This window comes from Enterocloster sp., assembly GCF_057861365.1.
In genome coordinates this window covers 38109-57497 of the sequence record NZ_DBMACH010000010.1, presented here as the reverse complement: position 1 = coordinate 57497, position 19389 = coordinate 38109, and the positions used below count along the sequence as shown (strand labels likewise).

Annotated in this window: 16 protein-coding genes, 1 pseudogene and 1 riboswitch; of the genes and pseudogenes, 5 read left to right on the top strand and 12 right to left on the bottom strand. The window is 47.2% G+C overall.

Annotation, left to right across the window (positions count from 1 at the left end):
• Positions 1–149: 149 nt before the first annotated feature.
• The 3 genes and pseudogenes from asnB to ACZM6M_RS11745 all read right to left on the bottom strand — a co-directional run bounded on the left by asnB (position 150) and on the right by ACZM6M_RS11745 (position 5623).
• Positions 150–1730 carry an asparagine synthase B gene (gene asnB / locus ACZM6M_RS11755; protein ID WP_417045714.1) on the bottom strand — a complete coding sequence of 527 codons (1581 nt, stop codon included), beginning with the start codon at positions 1728–1730 and terminating at the stop codon, positions 150–152.
• Positions 1731–1764: 34 nt separating this feature from the next.
• A pseudogene (locus tag ACZM6M_RS11750) lies at positions 1765–3477 on the bottom strand (ammonium transporter).
• Positions 3478–3526: 49 nt separating this feature from the next.
• On the bottom strand, positions 3527–5623 hold the full coding sequence (locus tag ACZM6M_RS11745; RefSeq protein ID WP_482441901.1) for a glutamine synthetase III family protein: 2097 nt from the start codon (positions 5621–5623) through the stop codon (positions 3527–3529).
• Positions 5624–5910: 287 nt separating this feature from the next.
• Here ACZM6M_RS11745 and ACZM6M_RS11740 point away from each other — a divergent pair, with 287 nt between their 5' ends.
• The 5 genes from ACZM6M_RS11740 to ACZM6M_RS11720 are packed head-to-tail and all read left to right on the top strand — an operon-like array spanning position 5911 to position 11119.
• Positions 5911–7005: a class II glutamine amidotransferase gene (locus tag ACZM6M_RS11740; protein WP_317439173.1), complete on the top strand. Its 1095-nt coding sequence runs from the start codon at positions 5911–5913 to the stop codon at positions 7003–7005.
• Positions 7005–8510: a glutamate synthase-related protein gene (locus ACZM6M_RS11735; RefSeq protein WP_489490444.1), complete on the top strand. Its 1506-nt coding sequence runs from the start codon at positions 7005–7007 to the stop codon at positions 8508–8510. Before ACZM6M_RS11740 ends, ACZM6M_RS11735 begins: the two co-directional genes overlap by 1 nt.
• Positions 8511–8557: 47 nt before the next feature.
• Positions 8558–9280, top strand: a complete 723-nt coding sequence (locus tag ACZM6M_RS11730; protein WP_337434079.1) for a GltB/FmdC/FwdC-like GXGXG domain-containing protein — start codon at positions 8558–8560, stop codon at positions 9278–9280.
• Positions 9281–9300: 20 nt separating this feature from the next.
• A complete protein-coding gene (locus tag ACZM6M_RS11725; RefSeq protein WP_066548207.1) occupies positions 9301–10512 on the top strand; it encodes a glutamine synthetase family protein in 1212 nt (403 codons plus the stop codon).
• 22 nt (positions 10513–10534) lie between these two features.
• Positions 10535–11119, top strand: coding sequence for an ANTAR domain-containing response regulator (locus tag ACZM6M_RS11720; RefSeq protein ID WP_489490443.1), 585 nt, complete (start codon positions 10535–10537; stop codon positions 11117–11119).
• A 4-nt stretch (positions 11120–11123) separates the two neighbouring features.
• Here the strand turns inward: ACZM6M_RS11720 and ACZM6M_RS11715 are convergent, their stop codons facing one another.
• From ACZM6M_RS11715 to ACZM6M_RS11675, 9 genes are all read right to left on the bottom strand, one after another.
• A complete protein-coding gene (locus ACZM6M_RS11715) occupies positions 11124–12401 on the bottom strand; it encodes an adenylosuccinate synthase (RefSeq protein ID WP_066550763.1) in 1278 nt (425 codons plus the stop codon).
• Between the two features lie 148 nt (positions 12402–12549).
• The gene (locus tag ACZM6M_RS11710) at positions 12550–13449 is read right to left on the bottom strand and encodes a LysR family transcriptional regulator (RefSeq protein WP_337434111.1); all 900 of its coding nucleotides are present in this window, start codon (positions 13447–13449) and stop codon (positions 12550–12552) included.
• 16 nt (positions 13450–13465) lie between these two features.
• Positions 13466–14902, bottom strand: coding sequence for an adenylosuccinate lyase (gene purB / locus ACZM6M_RS11705; RefSeq protein ID WP_066548204.1), 1437 nt, complete (start codon positions 14900–14902; stop codon positions 13466–13468).
• 133 nt (positions 14903–15035) lie between these two features.
• Positions 15036–15413: a hypothetical protein gene (locus tag ACZM6M_RS11700; protein ID WP_337434080.1), complete on the bottom strand. Its 378-nt coding sequence runs from the start codon at positions 15411–15413 to the stop codon at positions 15036–15038.
• A 151-nt stretch (positions 15414–15564) separates the two neighbouring features.
• Positions 15565–15897 (bottom strand): hypothetical protein, encoded by a 333-nt coding sequence (locus ACZM6M_RS11695; RefSeq protein WP_143331351.1) that lies wholly within the window; start codon positions 15895–15897, stop codon positions 15565–15567.
• 118 nt (positions 15898–16015) lie between these two features.
• A complete protein-coding gene (gene dapB / locus ACZM6M_RS11690; RefSeq protein ID WP_296038780.1) occupies positions 16016–16774 on the bottom strand; it encodes a 4-hydroxy-tetrahydrodipicolinate reductase in 759 nt (252 codons plus the stop codon).
• Between the two features lie 65 nt (positions 16775–16839).
• Positions 16840–17727: a 4-hydroxy-tetrahydrodipicolinate synthase gene (gene dapA, locus ACZM6M_RS11685; protein WP_066548188.1), complete on the bottom strand. Its 888-nt coding sequence runs from the start codon at positions 17725–17727 to the stop codon at positions 16840–16842.
• Positions 17728–17895: 168 nt separating this feature from the next.
• Positions 17896–18069, bottom strand: a riboswitch (Lysine riboswitch).
• Between the two features lie 45 nt (positions 18070–18114).
• A complete protein-coding gene (locus ACZM6M_RS11680) occupies positions 18115–18612 on the bottom strand; it encodes a cob(I)yrinic acid a,c-diamide adenosyltransferase (protein ID WP_081422941.1) in 498 nt (165 codons plus the stop codon).
• A 135-nt stretch (positions 18613–18747) separates the two neighbouring features.
• Positions 18748–19386, bottom strand: a complete 639-nt coding sequence (locus ACZM6M_RS11675; protein ID WP_066548185.1) for a single-stranded DNA-binding protein — start codon at positions 19384–19386, stop codon at positions 18748–18750.
• Positions 19387–19389 lie beyond the last annotated feature (3 nt).

Below are 19389 nucleotides of genomic sequence, written 5' to 3'. Positions count from 1 at the left end.
GTCATTTGCCATATGGTAAAACTCTTTCCACATATCTCCTTATCCTATTGTACTGCGTGACGCTCCAGCCACAGGGACAGGGTTTCGAATCTGTATTTTGATAATAATTACAGAACTTTAGCGATAATACAGAAAAAAGAGTGGTTATTTTATTTTCCGCTGTCTCCGTAGTTAGAAAGCACACGCGCAGATGGGTCATTTACGTTACATCCCTTCCACGTTTTGTTTGGCATCCAAAAATCAACTACCATCTCTGCCTGTCCCGGATAGAAAGTTTCAAAAATCTCCCTGTATAATAATGACTCTTTTGTAAAAGGACGGGCATACGTATAACGTTCACATCTGCTTTTAAATTCTTCATCCGTATATTGGCTTTCTGCATATTCCTTCAGATAATCAACCATGGAATGGCCTACTGCATCTGAAAAGGCAGCTTTCTCTCTCCAAAGGATTGTGTCCGGAAGATAACCGCCCTGTTCGAAGGCATGGCGGAGCAGATATTTTCCCTTTCCGTAGGTATTCAGTTTCAATTCCGGATCCAGCGCCATCACATACTTTACGAAATCAAGATCTCCAAAAGGAACCCTTGCCTCCAGGGAGTTTACGGAAATACAGCGGTCTGCACGCAGTACATCGTACATATGCAGTTCATGGATCCGTTTCTGGGATTCTTCCTGAAAAGCTTTCCCGTCCGGTGCAAAGTCCGTATATTTATAGCCGAACAGCTCGTCTGAGATCTCTCCAGTTAAAAGAACTCGGATATCTGTCTGGTTATGGATTGCCTTACACACCAGATACATTCCTATGGATGCGCGGATTGTGGTTATATCATAGGTTCCTAACAGCTGAATCACATTTTTCAGAGAGGACAGTACCTCATCCGGCGTCATGTAAACCTCTGTATGGTCGCTTCCTATATAATCCGCCACCTGCCTTGCATATTTTAAGTCGATGGCATCTTCGCTCATTCCGATGGCAAAGGTCTTGATCGGCTCGCTGCTTTTCTTTGCTGCAATCGCACACACCAAGGACGAATCCAGGCCGCCGGAAAGCAGGAATCCCACCTTTGCATCTGCTATCAGACGTTTCTCTACGCCTGCCACCAGCTTATCATGAATCTTCCCGCAGGCAGTTTCCAGATCGTCATAACAGACCCTATGGACTTTGGCTATATCGCAGTAACAGATAAACTGTCCCTTTTTATAATAATGTCCCGGAGGAAACGGCATGATCCTGTCCGTAAGCCCTGTCAGATTTTTGGGTTCACTGGCAAATATGATCGCATGATCTTTATCATATCCATAATACAGTGGGCGGATTCCAATGGGATCTCTTGCTGCGATAAACTCCCCTGCTTCCCCGTCGTAAAGGATGCAGGCAAATTCGGCATCCAGCATGGCAAACATATCTGTCCCGTATTCCCGATACATTGGCAGCAGAATTTCACAATCCGAATTGCTTTCAAACGTATATTTTACTGACAGCTCTTTTTTCAGCTTCTCAAATCCATAAATTTCTCCATTACAGACTACATAACTGTTTCCGAGCCGGAAGGGCTGCATTCCCGACGGAGTCAGGCCCATAATGGCTAATCGGTGGAATCCAAGAATTCCATCGCCCGTTTCAACCACTCTGCTGTCATCCGGCCCCCTTGATATGGTTTTTTGAAATCCTTCCATAAAACTGCTCAGAACCGCATTGCGGCTGCAATAACCCATGATGGAACACATAGGAACATACCTCCAAAATCTTAAGTTTCCTTTTTTATTCTACGTCCTGCAGGGCGTCAAAGCCCTCTTCTCCGGTTCTTACCTTTACTACATTTTCCACATCATAAACAAAAATCTTGCCGTCTCCAATATGGCCGGTATAAAGAACCTTCTTTGCCGTTTCAATCACCTTACGAACCGGAACCGCACTGACTACGATCTCCACCTGTACCTTCGGGAGCAGGCTGGCTTCTACCTGTACTCCACGGTAATACTCCGGTTTCCCTTTCTGTGCGCCGCAGCCTAATACATGGGATACGGTCATACCGGTAATACCGAGTTTCATCATTGCATTCTTCAGCGCTTCAAATTTGGATTCCCTGCATACGATCTCAATTTTCGTAAATTTAGGGGTTCCTTCTTCAAAAGACGGCACTTTTTTAACCGGAATCGCTTCTGCAGCCGGAACATCTCCGGTTACTGCAGCCGGAACAGCCTCACCCTCTGCCGCAATATCCGGCTGCATTGCAAAGCCTGCATAGGCGGTTAAAAGACCGTGTTCTGATACGTCCAGTCCGGCAATCTCATCCTCTGCGTCGGCCCGGAGCCCAATGGTATATTTGATCGCCAGAAATACAATCGTAATAACAACCGCCACATATACCGCCACAGAGACGACGCCTGCTGCCTGAACTGCCAACAGATGGACTCCGCCGCCATAAAAAAGACCTGCTTCTGTCGTTACGCCTGTTGCAAACAGACCGGTGAGTATGGTTCCTGTCGCGCCGCACACGCAGTGAACGGACACAGCGCCCACAGGGTCGTCAATTTTGGCGATCTTATCAAAAAACTCTACTGCCAGAACAATAAGGATTCCGCATATGATCCCAATAACAGCTGCCCCAACCGGACTTACCGCGTCACATCCGGCCGTAATTCCGACAAGACCTGCCAGCGCCGCGTTATACGTCATGGAAACATCCGGCTTTTTATAACGGATCCACGTGAACAGCAGGGTCGTACAGCAGGCTACGGCTGCCGCCATATTTGTATTGAAAAATACCCGTCCCGCCGTATCCATCAGCGCGTCACTGTCCATGCCTACCGTAGACGCGCCGTTAAATCCGAACCAGCAGAACCAGAGAATAAACACTCCAAGGGCTGCAAAGGAAAGATTATGTCCCAGAATTGCCTGCGGTTTTCCGTTTTTATCGTATTTTCCAATACGGGGACCAAGAATTTTGGCGCCGATCAAAGCGCAGACACCGCCTACCATATGTACTGCCGTAGAACCTGCAAAATCATGAAAGCCCATCTGCGCAATCCAGCCGCCTCCCCAGATCCAGTGACCGGAAACCGGATAGATCAGCAATGAGATCGCAGCGGAATAAATGCAGTAAGCGCTGAATTTTGTTCTCTCTGCCATTGCTCCGGAAACGATTGTGGCTGATGTGGCGCAGAATACAGTTTGAAATATCACAAACGCCCAAAGGGGGACGCCGGCGGGCAGAATGTGGCTGTAATCTCCTCCGATCAGGGGATCAAAGGTTCCTATGACGCCGGAACCTGCGCCGAACATAAGTCCAAAGCCTACCAGCCAGAAGGCAGGAGTGCCAATGCAAAAGTCCATCAGATTCTTCATCAGGATATTTCCGGTATTTTTTGCTCTGGTAAAACCTGCTTCACACATAGAAAAACCTGCCTACATGAAAAATACCATTGCTGCTCCAAACAGTACCCAGATTGTGTTAACCGCGCTGTACGTCATAAACATTCCTTCTTTCTGTTGTTGTATGATCCAGAGTTTCCGCCGAAACTTATCTTACGCTGAATAATAAATCTCCGTAAGTCGGGAAGGGCCAGAATTTCTTTGCGGTCATGGTTTCTGCACTGTCGCAGGCGATCCGCAGCTCTCCCATTTTACTTAAAACCCTGTCCCTGATCATGCAGGATTCCTCAGTGATATCCGTAATATCCTGAACCTTAAGCACTGCATCCTCCAATTCCTCTGCCTTGATCATGATCTGATCCTCCAGAATTGCCAGCTTCTTCAGCAGTCCGGTTTCATAATTGCAGGAAATCGAACTCTCTGCCGCTTTCTTTGCAGCCGCTGTTTTTGCAAGCTCCAGCACGTATTCGCTTACGGCCGGGGCAATCTCTGTTTTTGCCATATCAATCATGGTGTTTGCCTCGATCAGCACGGTCTTGCAGTAGTTATCCAGCATGATCTCGCATCTGGATTTTAATTCTGCCTCTGAAAATACTTTATGGGAGGTAAGCATCCGTACATTTTTTTCATCCAGAAGATGAGGCATGCAGTCCGGCGTGGTCCGGTAGTTGAGAAGTCCCCTCTTCTCCGTAGCTTCCTTAATCCATGTATCATCATATCCATTTCCATTAAAGATAATATGCTTATGGTCTTTGATGGTCTTTCGGATCATTTCATGTAAAGCGCTTTCAAAATCCTCTGCTTTTTCCAGTCGGTCTGCATAGATTTTCAGGCTTTCGGCTACTGCGCTGTTTAACATGATATTGGCGCAGGCAATACTGTTGGATGAGCCCAGCATACGGAACTCGAACTTATTTCCGGTAAATGCAAAGGGTGAAGTACGGTTGCGGTCCGTGGTATCCCTGTTAAATTTGGGAAGCACATTTACCCCCAGCTTCATCTGGGTTTTTTCTGTGCCCGCATATGGGGTATCGTTCTCTATTGCCTCCAAAACCCCGTTTAATTCATCTCCAAGGAAGATGGATACCACTGCGGGAGGCGCTTCATTTGCTCCAAGCCGGTGATCATTTCCTGCCGTTGCCACGGAAAGGCGGAGCAGATCCTGATAATCATCTACCGCTTTGATCACTGCACACAGGAATAATAAAAACTGTGCGTTCTCATAGGGTGTTTCACCCGGCGAAAGCAGGTTTACGCCCTTATCCGTTGCCAGGGACCAGTTGTTGTGCTTACCGCTTCCATTGACTCCTGCAAAAGGCTTTTCGTGGAGAAGGCATACCAGACCATGCTTTGCCGCTACCTTCTGCATTATTTCCATAGTAAGCTGATTGTGATCGGTTGCAATATTGGTTGTGGTATAGATGGGGGCAAGCTCGTGCTGTGCCGGAGCTACTTCGTTATGCTCTGTTTTTGCAAGAATCCCCAGCTTCCAGAGTTCTTCATTCAGCTCATTCATATAGGCGGCTACTCTCGGCTTAATTACGCCAAAATAATGATCATCCATCTCCTGCCCCTTTGGCGGCTTCGCGCCGAAAAGGGTACGCCCTGTAAAACGGATATCCTTTCTCTGCTCATACATTTCCTCTGTAATAAGGAAATACTCCTGCTCCGGACCGACCGAGGTGCGGACGCATTTCACATCCTCATTTCCAAAAAGATGGAGGATACGCATAGCCTGTCTGTTTAAGGCTTCCATGGAGCGGAGAAGGGGAGTTTTTTTATCAAGCGCCTCTCCCCCATAAGAACAGAATGCAGTGGGGATGCACAGTGACTTCCCTTTAATAAATGCGTATGAGGTAGGATCCCATGCCGTATATCCCCTTGCCTCAAAGGTAGCCCTAAGGCCGCCGGACGGAAAAGAAGATGCGTCGGGTTCTCCCTTGATCAGTTCTTTTCCTGAAAATTCCATAATCACACCGCCATCCGGCGACGGGGAAATAAAACTGTCATGCTTTTCTGCCGTTACGCCGGTAAGGGGCTGAAACCAGTGTGTATAATGTGTCGCTCCATTTTCAACCGCCCAATCTTTCATGGCTGCCGCAACGGCATTCGCCACACTGATATCAAGCTTTGCGCCTTCATCAATGGTTTTTCTCAGCGACTGATATACCTTTGATGACAGTCTTGCTTTCATTACTCTGTCGTCAAATACCTTACATCCAAAATAATCTGATACCTTTTTCATAACAATCTCCTCTCCAGCAGCATATTTTAATACAAAAAGCAAGGATGTCCTTCACAGCACCTTTCCTGTGCTGCAAAAGACATCCTTGCCTTTATGTGTGGCATAATACACCCCGAAAAATCATTTGTCAAGCACTTTTTTCTCCTGACAAACCTCTTGACAAACCCTGTTCAGAGCTGTATAAATAGTGAATATGAGCAAGGGCGTTCATTTTTAAATCAGAGAAAATTCTGCTTAAAAATGAATGTCCCTGCTTTTTTATTTATTGAAAGGAAGGTACAAAATGTATGAAGATCGAAGGTCAGGTGAGAATCCCTTCAGGCTGTGCAATCTCGGCAGTAATTTCCAAAGATGGAAATAAGATGTCCGGCGAAAGTATCACAAATTCCATGAAGCCTATGCATGACCGCTCCAACGGATTGGGCGGCGGCTTTGCAGGCTACGGCATTTATCCTGAATATAAAGAATTTTACGCACTGCATATGTTTTTTGACACCCGCGATACAAGAAAGAAATGCGAAGCTTTTTTTAAGGAACAATTTGAGATCGTTCAATCCGAGGTTATCCCTACCCGTAAGCTCCCGGCGATCACAGATGAACCTATTATATGGAGATATTTCGTCGCACCCTTAAAATCGGTTCTGGCTTCGATGCAGCTGGATGAAAAAGAATTTGTTGCCCAGACGGTTATGAAAATCAATGCGGAAATGTCCGGAGCATATGTTTTCTCCAGCGGAAAAAACATGGGTACATTTAAAGCAGTAGGATTTCCCGAGGATGTAGGCGTCTTTTATAAACTGGAAGAATATGAAGGTTACTCATGGACTGCCCATGGACGTTATCCCACAAACACCCCGGGATGGTGGGGCGGAGCGCACCCCTTTACATTACTGGATTATTCCATCGTACATAACGGTGAAATCTCCTCTTATGACGCTAACCGCCGCTTTATCGAAATGTTCGGCTATAAATGCACCCTTCAGACGGACACAGAAGTAATTACCTATATCATGGATTATCTGCTCCGCGTACAGGGACTTACCCTCGGTGAAGCCGCAAGCGTCATTGCGGCGCCTTTTTGGAGTACCATCGCTTCAAAAACAGATCTGGAGGATCAAAAAAAACATACCTATTTAAGAACCATGTTTTCCAGCCTGCTGATCACCGGCCCGTTCTCTATCGTTTTAGGCTTTAACGGCGGACTGATGGCTCTCAATGACCGCTTGAAGCTCCGCTCCATGGTAATCGGAGAAAAAGATGATAAGGTTTTTATTGCCAGTGAGGAAGCCGCGATCCGGACCATGGAACCAAATGCAGAAAATATCTGGTCTCCCGCCGGCGGAGAGCCTGTTATTGTAAAAGTAAAGGAAGGTGCGTTTTAATGGGTATCGAATTTATCTATCCAGAATTTGAAGTAATCCGAAACGAAGACCGCTGCACGGTCTGTCGTGCGTGCGAACGGCAATGTGCCAATGAGGTTCACAGCTATGATGAGGAACTGGGAGTCATGAAGTGTGACGAATCAAAATGCGTAAACTGCCAGCGGTGCGTTTCCTTCTGTCCAACCAGAGCGCTGAAGATCGTAAAAACCGACTGCTCTCTCAGGAAAAACTCCAACTGGCAGAACAATACGATTAAAGAGATCTATAAGCAGGCAAACAGCGGAGGCGTTCTTCTTTCTTCTATGGGCAATCCCAAGCCCTTCCCCGTTTACTGGGATAAAATACTGATCAATGCCTCCCAGGTAACAAATCCCTCCATTGATCCTCTGCGGGAACCAATGGAAACCAGAACCTATCTGGGAAAAAAGCCACAGAGAGTAAGCCGCAATGCAGAAGGAAAGCTGGACTGCCATCTTCCTCCCCAGCTGGATCTTTCCATGCCCGTTATGTTTTCTGCCATGAGCTATGGTTCCATCAGCTACAATGCCCATAAATCCCTTGCCCTGGCAGCCACAGAACTGGGAATCCTTTACAATACCGGCGAAGGCGGTCTCCACGAGGATTTTTACTGTTATGGTGAAAATACCATCGTCCAGGTCGCTTCCGGACGTTTCGGCGTCCATGAAAAGTATTTAAATGCCGGAGCTGGCATTGAAATCAAAATGGGACAGGGCGCAAAGCCCGGGATCGGAGGCCATCTTCCCGGGGCAAAAATTGTGGGAGACGTCTCACGCACGCGAATGATCCCGGAAGGCTCTGACGCCATCTCTCCGGCCCCCCATCACGATATCTATTCCATCGAGGATTTGCGTCAGCTTGTTTTCTCCCTGAAAGAAGCTTCGGAATACAAAAAACCGGTTATCGTTAAAGTTGCCGCAGTACATAATATCGCAGCAATCGCAAGCGGAATCGCAAGAAGCGGCGCCGACATCATTGCCATCGACGGTTTCCGCGGCGGCACAGGCGCTGCTCCCACCAGGATCAGGGACAATGTGGGAATTCCCATAGAGCTTGCCCTGGCGGCTGTTGATCAGCGTCTGCGTGACGAAGGCATCCGCAACGATGTATCTCTGGTAGTCGGAGGAAGCATCCGGAGCGCTTCCGATGTTATAAAGGCCGTTGCGCTGGGGGCAGACGCCTGCTATGTGGGTACTGCCGCACTGCTGGCTCTTGGATGCCACCTGTGCCAGAGCTGTCAGACCGGTAAGTGCAACTGGGGCATCGCCACTCAGCGTCCGGAGCTGGTAAAACGGCTGAACCCGGAAACAGGAAAAAAGCGGCTGGTCAACCTGATGACTGCGTGGAATCATGAAATAAAAGAACTGATGGGAGGAATGGGGATCAACTCCATCGAGGTACTGCGCGGAAACCGTCTGATGCTGAGGGGAATAGGGCTTACGGCAAAAGAACTTGAAATACTGGGAATCTCTCATGCAGGAGAATAATATTTCTGCAAAAAAACGTAAACATTTTTTTGGAGGTATGGTACAATATGCTAATCATCGATGCTGCAAATTCAGATTATAAAGCTGTAAATGAAAAGCTCCGCAATACGGATGAGGACTGTACGATCGAGGGCTGCTGCGGACAGCGTTTTATCGCCGCCGGTATGTCTGGAAAAAACGTCACGATCCACGGAATCCCCGGAAATGCACTGGGCGCATACTTAAATGATTCTCATATTACTGTAAACGGAAATGCCCAGGACGCCGTAGGCGATACCATGAATGAAGGGAAAATACTGATTTATGGAAACATCGGAGACGCTGCCGGTTATGCCATGAGGGGCGGAAAAATCTATGTACAGGGCAATGCCGGATACCGCGCCGGAATCCATATGAAGGCTTACAAAGAAAAAATCCCCGTTATGATCATCGGCGGATGCGCAGGAAGCTTTCTGGGAGAATACCAGGCCGGCGGTATTATCATAGTTCTTGGACTTCACAAAAACGGCAAAAGCATTGTGGGAAATTTTCCATGTACCGGTATGCACGGCGGAAAAATGTTTCTGCGCGGAGACTGCGGAAACATACGCTTTTCAGAGCAGGTAACTGCAAAAACAGCCGGGGATGAGGATCTGGAGGAAATCCGTGAATATCTGTCGGAATATTGCGCGGACTTTGGGTATTCTCTTGACGGGATTTTATCTGAACCCTTTACAGTTATCACGCCAGACAGCAAAAATCCGTACAAACAGATGTACGTGGCAAATTAAAACAGAAAGCAGGTAAGGTTATGAAATATTCAAAAGAAGAGGTGCTCCAGTATATGCAGGAAGAGGATGTGAAATTTATCCGCCTGGCATTTTGCGATGTGTTCGGCAAACAAAAAAATATTTCCATTATGCCCCAGGAGCTTTGCCGGGCGTTTGAACATGGCATTGCCATTGATGCATCCGCTGTCGCCGGTTTTGGGGACGAAAGCCATTCTGATCTCTTCCTGCATCCGGATCCGGATACGCTGATGCCTCTTCCCTGGAGACCGGAGCACGGGAGGGTGGTAAGGATGTTCTGCAGTATTACCTATCCCGACGGAACCATATTTGAATGTGATACGCGCTCTCTTTTAAAGAAAGCGGTTCATGAGGCAGAGCAGGCCGGATATCAGTTCTTCTTTGGCGCAGAGCAGGAATTTTATCTGTTCCATCTAGATGAAAATGGAAACCCCACAAAAATCCCCTATGATCATGCAAGCTACATGGATATGGCTCCTGAAGATAAGGGTGAAAATATCCGCCGGGAAGTCTGCCTGACCCTGGAACAGATGGGGATTTTTCCAGAAAGCTCACATCATGAGGAAGGACCGGGACAGAATGAAATTGATTTTCGTTATTCCGATCCTCTGGCAGCCGCGGACAATTCCATGACCTTTCAGACCGTAGTAAAGACCATCGCCGGACTGAATGGGATTTTTGCGGATTTCAGTCCTAAGCCACTGGAAAATGAAGCGGGAAATGGCTTCCACATCAATATGTCTGTGAAATCCTCTGACGGCACAGACCATATGGACAGCATGATTGCCGGTATTCTGGATAAAATTTCTGATATGACTGTATTTTTAAACCCCACCGCTGATTCCTACAGGCGCTTCGGCTGCAATAAGGCTCCCAAATATATTTCCTGGTCCAGTGAGAACCGTTCCCAGCTGATCCGTGTTCCGGCGGCAATCGGAAGGTACCGGCGTGTGGAACTGCGTTCGCCTGACCCATCTGCAAATACATATCTGGCATTTGCTCTTATGATCTATGCTGTTCTGGAAGGCGTACAAAACAATCTGGCACTTCCGCCTGCTGCAGACATCAATTTATACCGGGCAGAAGCTTCTGTCCTTTCAGGCTTTGGTCAGCTTCCAAAAAACTTTGAAGCTGCCTGTGATGCTGCGGCGCACAGTGATTTCATTCTGAAATATATACCAAAGACCATATTGGATATCTACTGCGGACAATAGATTTTTAACAGGAGGGGTGAAAATGAGTTTAAAAGAGCGAACCTACAGTATCCTCATTGTGTCGGCAACGGATGTACTCACCTCTGCCTTTGCCGGCCTGATTCCTGAAACCAGATATTCTCCTGTTCATGCTGTTTCAAGTATCAATGCCGCCAGACGTACGCTTACAGAAAAGACGTATGATTTTATTATCATTAATGCTCCTTTGCACGATGATATGGGCGTTCGTCTTGCTATTGATATTTCCAGCAGCAAGCAGTCAGTTGTCCTTCTTCTGGTAAAAAGCGATATTCATAACGAAATCCATGACCAGGCCGCAGAATATGGTGTATTTACCCTGTCAAAGCCAATCTCAAAGGCAACGATGACCTATGCCTTCAGCTGGCTGGAAAGCGCCAGGGAGCGCCTGAGGCAATTTGAAAAAAAATCTTTGTCCATTGAAGAAAAAATGGCCGAAATCCGCCTTGTCAATAAGGCAAAGTGGATTCTGATCAGCCAGCTTTCCATGAGTGAACCAGAATCCCACCGCTACATAGAAAAACAGGCAATGGACCGCTGTGTTACCAGGCGATCCATTGCCGAAGAAATCATCAGAACCTATTCTTAAACTTTTATTTTCTGAAAATAATATCCTCACGCCCGGGACCATTGGAAACCATGGTAATGGGCGTTTCAATTTCTTTTTCGATAAATTCAATATACCTGCGGCAGTTTTCGGGAAGCTCTTCGTAGTTTTTAATACCGCGGATGTCGCATTTCCAGCCCGGAAGCCTGGTAAACACCGGTTTTGCCTTCTCCAGCTTTGCAGTGGTCGGGAACTCTCTTGTGACCTCTCCATCGATTTCATAACCGATGCATACGGGAATCTCATCCAAATATCCCAATACGTCCAGTACGGTAAATGCAGCCTCTGTGGTGCCCTGAATGCGGCAGCCGTATCTTGTCGCCACTGCGTCAAACCAGCCTACTCTTCTTGGGCGTCCCGTAGTGGCTCCGTATTCGCCGCCATCGCCGCCCCGATGCCGTAACTCTTCCGCTTCCTCTCCAAAGATTTCGCTGACAAAGGCGCCTGCGCCTACTGCGCTGGAATATGCCTTCACAACGGTTGTGATATTTTTAATCTCATAGGGTGCAATGCCTGCACCGATCGCGCCATAGGCAGCTAGGGTTGAGGAAGAGGTAACCATGGGGTAAATTCCATGATCCGGATCCTTTAAGGAACCAAGCTGTCCCTCTAACAGAATGTTTTTTCCTTCTTTGATGGCATGATACAAATAGGAGGATACGTCGCATACATAGGGGCGGATCATCTCCCGGTAGCTGATCAGCTCATCAAACAGTTCATCCGCATTCAGGAGGGGTTTATGGTAAAGATGCTCCAGAAGCACGTTTTTGATCTCACACACTCTCTGGCATTTTTCTCTTAACAGTTCCTCATCGAACAGCTCGCTGACCTGAAAGCCAATCTTTGCATATTTATCCGAATAAAAGGGAGCAATGCCGGACTTAGTGGAACCAAAGGATTTTCCAGCCAGGCGGGCCTCCTCATAAGTATCAAACAGCACATGGTAGGGCATCAGGATCTGTGCACGGTCTGAAACCAGGATATGGGGCTTCGGCACTCCCCGGTCTACAAGGGACTGGATTTCCTTGATCAGATACGGAATATTTAATGCTACTCCGTTTCCGATGATACTTGTAGTATGCTGGTAAAACACGCCGGAAGGAAGCAGGTGAAGGGCAAATTTTCCATATTCATTGATAATGGTATGACCTGCATTGCTTCCGCCCTGAAAGCGTATGATAATGTCAGACTCTTTCGCCAGCATATCCGTTATTTTTCCTTTTCCCTCGTCTCCCCAGTTAGCTCCTACGATTGCTCTAACCATTGCTTCAATCCTCCTTGGGCTGCTGCCCTGATTTAAATATCCCGCAGCATAGCGGGATCTCACATAAGTTCTCTTTTACTCTACTACAAGCTTTCACATAAGTAAAATGATTATTTATTATGTGCGGCATAAGTAAACCTTATACCATTTAGGAAGATTCTGCCATTTCGTCAAACAGATTTAAAAGCTTCCTGCCTGCCAGAGAAATCAGGCTGTTCTCACCCGTAACAACACAGATGTGGCGCAGAGGCATTTTCTCCTTAAAATCCAGCTCAAACACTTCTCCTTTTGCTATGGCATCCTTTGCAAATCCGTCCATGACGCAGCCTACGCCCATATTCCGCTTTGCAAACTGAACGATCATATCGCTGGTAGCAAGCTCAAACTCTGGCGTCAGTTCCATTCCTTTTGCAGAAAGAAACGCGTCCATAAAGGCTCTGGTACTCGTGTTTTTTTCCAGAAAAATACAGGGCATACTTCCAAGAATACTGTAATCCAGCTTTTTTCCTTTCAGTTCGCCAAAGCTGTCTCCTGCAATAAAAACCGTTCCAATCGGTTTTACCATCATCGAATGAATGGTACTTTTGCAGGAAAAAGGCGTTGTCACTACGCCAAAGTCAATTTTTCCTTCCTCCAGGCTGCAGATGGTTTCTGGTGTGGGGGCATTGGTTACGGTAACTTTGATCCGTGGATACTCTTTGTGAAACTGCTCCAAAAAAGGCAGAAGAAAAAACTGAAGTGTCATATCGCTGGCTCCGATCCGAACCTCTCCCATATCCATATCCAGCATTCTCTCCAGCATCCTGCCGCCTTCCAGAAGCTGTTCCACGCCCGTTTTCACATAACGGAATAAAAGCTCTCCTTCCCTTGTCAGCCGGATGCCCTTGGAGGTACGCAAAAAAAGCCGTGTGCCGGCCTCTTTTTCCAGCTGGCGCACGGCCTGGCTTACCGCAGGCTGGGAAATACACAGCTTTTGGGCAGCCGCTGTCAGGCTGCCCTCTGTGCATACATAATAAAATACTTTGTAATATTCCAGATTGATATTCATGGTCTTTGAAGCATTTTTATACATTGATCTCCGCAGTCATACCAAGTGCTTCTTTATTGGCCTCCAGTACAGGACGGATCACTTCCTCAAGGAATTCTTCCACCTGTCTTGGTGCACGGCCTACATACCGGGAAGGTTCCATGGCCTTTTTAAGATCCTCTAAGGACAATCCGAATGCAGGATCTGCTGCAATCAACTCTAACAGGTTGTTGTCCCCGCCCTGCTCTTTTACATTCTTTCCTGCCTCCATGGAAAGCTGACGGATGCGCTCATGGAGCTCCTGTCGGTCTCCTCCTGCCTTTACAGCGTCCATCATAATGTTTTCCGTAGCCATAAAGGGCAGCTCTGCCATCAGATGCTTTTCGATGACCTTAGGATATACCACCAGTCCATCCACTACATTTAAGTACAGATCCAGGATTCCGTCCACCGCCAGAAAGCCCTCTGGAATGGACAGACGCTTATTGGCAGAATCGTCCAGCGTACGCTCAAACCACTGGGTAGAAGCTACCAGCATAGGATTCATCATATCGCTCATTACATAGTTTGCAAGAGAAGCAATCCGTTCGCTGCGCATGGGATTCCTCTTATAAGCCATGGCGGAGGAACCAATCTGATTCTTCTCAAAGGGCTCTTCCACTTCTTTTAAGTGCTGCAGCAGACGGATATCATTGGAAAACTTGTGGGCGCTCTGGGCAATGCCGGCCAGTACGCTTAAGACACGGCTGTCTACCTTTCTGGAATAAGTCTGTCCGGATACGGGATAGCAGCCCTCAAAGCCCATCTTTTCCGCGATCCGCTGATCCAGTCTGCGGCAGCGCTCATGATCGCCGTCAAAGAGTTCCAGAAAACTGGCCTGTGTGCCTGTAGTTCCCTTGGAGCCTAACAGGCGCATGGATCCGATAAGATAATCCAGATCGTCCAGATCCAGCTTTAACTCCATCATCCAGAGGGCTGCCCTTTTTCCTACAGTAGTAGGCTGAGCCGGCTGGAAATGGGTAAATGCCAGAGTGGGCAGATTCTTATATTTATCCGCAAACGCTGCCAGCTCCGCCAGTACATTCAGCAGCTTTCTGCGGACCAGCTTTAATGCCTCTGTCATAATGATCACATCGGTATTATCTCCTACATAGCAGGAGGTAGCTCCCAGATGGATGATGCCCTTTGCCTTCGGGCACTGGGTGCCATATGCGTACACATGGCTCATCACATCATGGCGCACTTCTTTCTCACGGGCCTTTGCCACATCATAGTTGATTTCATCTGCATGGGCCTTCAGCTCATCAATCTGCTCCTGGGTAATATTAAGGCCTAGCTCCTTTTCTGTCTCAGCCAGAGCAATCCACAAGCGTCTCCATGTCTTAAATTTCATATCCGGTGAAAAAATATACTGCATCTCCCTGCTGGCATAACGCTCTGAAAGCGGGCTTACATACGTATCATGATTGCTCATGTCTTATCCTCCATCTGTTTGTTATAAGTTTTATATATAAATATGCTATGATTCAGAAGAAATTATAATACTTTCTTATTTTGAACACAAGACAGACAGTCATTAAAATTCCTAATAAATCATCTCTGCCCTTCTAATCATCACAGGCTTCCTCGTGAATCCGAAAAAATACTATGCGCCCTTCTTTTAAAAACAGGGAAATCCCCTGCTCTGTCCGGCTGGCGTTCTCTTTCTCCCTGCGAAATTCTTCTTCATAAAAGGGATGGATTTCTATGAATGCGGGCAGGCTGTCTATACGGATTTCTGCTGTGCGGTTTCCAGACTGCCAGTCCTTTGCCGAGGCCGTCTCCAGACAGATACAGACAAATATAAGCATCCGAACCCCCAAACGCCCTTTTTTGTCTTTTTCCTGCCGCTTTTCGCGCTGCCTGTTTTTTCTTACAGCTTTCCATCTGTATACGGCCTTTTTACGTCTTCTTTTTAAACAGCGGTTCCGTTCTCTTTTGTTCATGGTTTCCTTTCCCACGCACTCCTGACTGCATTATAGACGTAAATCCGCCTGACTGCAACAAAAAAATCTCCCTGAAGCTTCGAAAGCTGTATCTGTTCTCCAAATGCTCAGGGAGATTTTCCGTCTGTCCTCCGGTTTTAAATGATTTTATTTACCGGTTTTGTGTCTCGGCTGTGGACTCAGATTCAGTTGTATCCATTATATCCCTTTTTATGTCCTCTACGCCTTTTCTCACATCATCTGCAATCCCGTCCATGACCCCTTCCCCGGTGGTATCTGTTTCAGACCGGGATGTGGCGTCCGTATTTTCAGTTTCATTTGCGGCTGCGCCCTGGTCTGTCTCTGTGCTGTAGGAGGCAGAGGTTCCCGGTGTTCCCGAAGAAGCTGTAGGCTGCTTGGAATCTCTGCTGCCGCATGCTGTAAGGGATGATGCAAGCACGGCAATCAACAGTACCATCATAACAGGTCGGATCTTTTTCATCATACATTCTCCTTTCGTGCTCCAGGCATCGTTTTCTGTCCGGTGCCCTATTAAAAAAGTGTATCCAAACCTTACGTTCAGATACACTTAGTATAAGCTCCCAAAAAAGTTTTATTCCTGTTTACAGACCGATCACATCTGTCATGGTATAAAGTCCCGGCTGTTTTCCGGCCAGAAACTTTGCCGCCTCTAAAGCTCCTTTTGCAAAAATGGCTTTTGAATAGGCCGTATGGCTGATCGTAATAACTTCATCCTTTCCGGCATAGATCATATCATGTTCTCCTACGATCGAGCCTCCCCGTACAGAGGAAATACCGATTTCTTTTCCATCTCTTTTTTCGTGGATACTGCTTCTGTCTGTTACGAAATGATACAGACCGCCCATGGCTTCATTCACCGCTTCTGCCATCGCAAGAGCAGTTCCGCTGGGAGCATCCTTTTTCTGGTTATGGTGCTTCTCTACGATTTCCATATCAAAGCCCGCATTTCCCAATACCTTTGCCGCGTCCTGAATCAGCTTTAAAAGCAGATTTACACCAAGAGACATATTGGCAGAGCGAAGAACCGGAATCCTTTTGCTGGCATCCTCTGCCCTTTTTAACTGTTCTTCTGTAAGTCCTGTGGTACACAGCACCAGAGGAAGCTCTTTTTCCAGACAGTAATCCAAAAGTTCGTCCACTGCCTTTGCAGAAGCAAAATCCACCACTGCGTCCGCAGCCTCTGTACACTCTCCCAAAGAGGCATATACCGGATAATCATAATTTTTTTCCGTATTCAGATCAACGCCCGCAGCGATCCGGATTCCGTCCATTTCCTGTGCCATGGCGGAAATCACCCGTCCCATAGCGCCGTTGCAGCCGTGCATGATAAGATTGATCATTTTCTGTGGTATCCTTTCTTTACTGAGTCTTCTTTTGGCAAGGCCCAGGGCTCTTTTCAAACGTTTTATGCCAGAATGCCGTATTCCTTCATGGCCTTTTTAAGAATTTCCTGATGCTCCGGCTCCATCTCGGTCAGAGGCATGCGCAGCGGTCCTACTTCTTTTCCCATCAGGTTCATGGCGGCCTTTACGGGGATAGGATTTACCTCACAGAACAGGGCGTTAATTAAAGGAATCGCCTCTAACTGCATCCGGGCGCTCTTTTTTACATCTCCTGCAAAATAGGAGGCACAGATTTCATGAGCCTGTGAAGGAGCCACATTGGAGAGAACAGAGATAACGCCCTTTCCGCCTAAAGATAAAAGAGGCACGATCTGATCGTCATTTCCTGAATATACGTCGCAGTTTCCATCGGTCAGGTTCATCAGCTGGGCAATACCGGAAAAATTGCCGGTAGCTTCCTTTACACCCACTATATTGTCTACTTCACGGCAAAGAGAAGCAATGGTCTCAGGCTGGATATTTACACCGGTTCTTCCGGGAATATTGTAAAGGATCATGGGTATTTTTACTGCATCTGCCACAGCAGTAAAATGAGCCTTGAGTCCCTTCTGGGTCGCCTTGTTGTAATAGGGAGATACAACCAGGATACCGTCTGCCCCCCTTTCCTCGGCCTCCTTTGACAGGTAAATGGCGGTCTGTGTACAGTTTGAGCCTGTTCCTGCCACAACCGGAATTCTCTTTTTGGTCACATCACAGATAAAGCCGATCACATCCAGATGCTCTTCATGGGTCATGGTAGATGCCTCTCCTGTAGTTCCGCAGGCAATGATCGCATCGGTACCGCCTGCGATCTGCTCCTCTACGATCTCCTCCAGCTTATCGTAATTTACTTCTCCGTTTTCCTTAAAAGGCGTAATCAGCGCAACGCCAGCTCCTTCAAAAACAGCCATGCTTATCTTCTCCTTTTTTACAGTCTTATTTACCATCAGTAAATGCGCATGATAAACAAAGTGTACATATCCCGCACCGGTTTTCGCCCCCGTACCAGCGAAAAAAGAAGGGCTGAGGTAAATGTTTCAGCCCTTCCCATACAAACCCGTTCTTACTGCGGATACATATCTTCTGGTAGCTCTCCATCCACCTGGATGACAGTCACAGGATTCTTCATCCTGCACCCAGAAACGATCCTGCAGGATAACCGCTCCTTCGGCGCTTTTCCCTTTCACGGCTTTTCTTCTGTGCCTGCCACATCCAAACCGATATTCATGATCAGCGCAGCCTCTACTCTGTCTATAGTCTTATCCTATCATCATTAAAAATAGATGTCAACAGGGAACTTACTCAAATCGCGTCTGAAGCTTCGTCACCTCATCCACCCATTCATCCAAAGCCGCCGGATAAACGGTTCCTGTCATGATCAGCTCGGCCTCCGACTGTCTTGCCTGGCCGATCAGGGCGCACAGCTCCTCCAGGGTGAGAATCCCTTCATCCAGGATCCCCAGGATCTCATCCAGGATCAGGATATCGCATTCTCCGGTTACAAGAACCTTTTTTGAAAAATTCAGCCCATTGCGGATATTGATCCTGGCTTCCTCTTTTTCCTCTTCAGAAAGCTGATCAAAAACCACAGGAGATTTTTCAAAACGGAACAGTTTAAATTCCGGTTCCAGACGTTTTAATACTTCCATGTTGTCGGAATCCATAGAACCCTTTAAAAACTGAACCATGATCACATTTTTTCCATGGATCAGGGCGCTGATCCCTCTTCCCAGAGCGCTGGCCGTTTTCCCCTTACCCGGTCCGCAGATCACCTGTATCGTACTGTCTTTCATCATCATGCACCTCATACTGCCTTCCGGACACCTTCCCTATGTGTGTCTGGAACATCAATTCACAACACACACTCTAGCACAATATAAGAAATAATGCAAATATTTCTTATATTTTCCGTAAGGAAATCGTAAGAGAATTTATTGATCCGACTCCTCGCCGCATTCCAGCTTGCTGATAGAAACCTCGTATGCCACCCTCTTTTCACACTCTGTCTCGCTGAGCTTTTTTGTATATTCCCTGCTCTGGACTCTTCCCCAGATACGGACTCGGGTGCCTACCGTAAAGCCGGAGGCAAAGCGGGCATTTCTTCCCCAGCTGATACAAGGTATGTAATCTGATTTTCCATAAGGACGGTTAACTGCCAGCAGAAGATCTGCAATCTCTCGTCCAAGAGGGGTTTTTCGGTAGATCGGAGGCTTGCATATGTAACCGTCCAGGAAGATCTGGTTGGTTCTGGTGTAATCCGTAAATTCATCCAGAAAACGAATCTCTCTGGCAAAAACAGACAGCATCAGGCGGTTTTTTACACCCTCATGGCGGTTATAGGACCGGAACTGCCCCACTGCCTCGATGGTGCTCCCCCGCAGATCCTTATGGACATCCATAAGACGTTCCGACACCATAAGCGGAATTACATCGGCCTGTTCGCTGAGACGGTTTACCGACAGATCCACCATGTAAAACCCTTCGCCAAATACCTCGTGGCTGAAGGAGAACTCCGATACGATTTCTCCGATCACGCTCACCCTATTGTTTTCAATCATTTTTTCTGCCATTGT